At 73.7% G+C, this 1,153-nt stretch carries 1 protein-coding gene; it reads left to right on the top strand.

The features are described from left to right. On the top strand, positions 1 to 1,153 hold a 1,153-nt coding region (locus tag H4F98_RS16620; protein WP_246373349.1), incomplete at both ends, for a condensation domain-containing protein.

Raw genomic sequence — 1,153 nt, 5'->3', positions numbered from 1 at the left:
GGGCGAGATCGAGCAGGTGCTGGCGTCGCGGCCGGGCGTGCGCCAGGCGCTGGTCGTCGCCCACAGGTCGGACGAGGCGCCGACGCGCCTGGTGGCCTATGTCGCGGTCGATGGCGGGCCGGGCGATGCGACGGAGGTGCAGGCGGCCCTGCGCCGCGACCTGTCGGAGCGGTTGCCGGCGTACATGGTGCCGTCGTCGATCATGGTGTTGCCGGGGTTGCCGCTGACGGCGAACGGCAAGGTCGACCGGCAACGCCTGCCGGCGCCGGTGTACCGCGCGGCGGAAGGCGGGGTGGCGCCGCGCGACGCCACCGAGGCGACGCTGGCGGAGGTGTGGTGCTCGGTGCTGCGGCTGGAATCGGTGGGGGTGCACGACAACTTCTTCGAGATCGGCGGCGATTCGATCCTGTCGATCCAGGTGGTGGCGCGGGCGAACCAGGCCGGGCTGGCGATCAGCACGCGGCAGTTGTTCGAGGCGCAGACGATCGCCGAACTGGCGCGGGTGGCGCAGGGCGCGACCGGGGTGCAGGCGCCGCAGGAGGACATCGAGGGCGCGATGCCCTTGTTGCCGATCCAGCGGGCGTTCCTGGAGGACGGGGACGTGGACCGCCACCACTTCAACCAGAGCGTGCTGCTGGAGACGCCGGCGGGCTTCGAGCTGTCGCGGCTGCGGGCGCTGGTGGCGGCGCTGTACGCCCGTCACGACGCCCTGCGCCTGCGGTTCGAGGCGACGGCATCGGGTTGGCGCGCGGCCCATGCCGCGCGCACCGCGGAGATGGTGGCGGCCAGTTGCGTGCACGAGCGGCTGCCGGGCCCGGTGTCGTCGAGCGCGGCGTTCATCGCCGAGCGTTGCACGCACTGGCAGTCGGCGTTCGACCTGGCCAGCGGCCCGCTGTTGCGGGCGGTGTGGTTCGAGGGGACGTCGCCGGACGAGGGCCGGTTGTTGCTGGCGGTGCACCACGCGGTGGTGGACGGGGTGTCGTGGCGGATCCTGCTGGCGGACCTGGAACGGGCGCACGCGCAGCAGGAGGCGGGCGAGGCGATCGCGTTGCCGGCCAAGACCTCCTCGTTCCGGCAATGGGGCGAGGCGCTGGCCGGGTATGCGCAGTCGCCGGCGCTGGCGGCGGAGGGCGCGTACTGGCAGGCGCAGGCC

Source organism: Marilutibacter spongiae (assembly GCF_014145325.1).
GTDB lineage: Bacteria > Pseudomonadota > Gammaproteobacteria > Xanthomonadales > Xanthomonadaceae > Marilutibacter > Marilutibacter spongiae.
The sequence above is the reverse complement of the archived record's forward strand: the minus strand, read 5'-3'. Positions and strand labels throughout refer to the sequence as shown.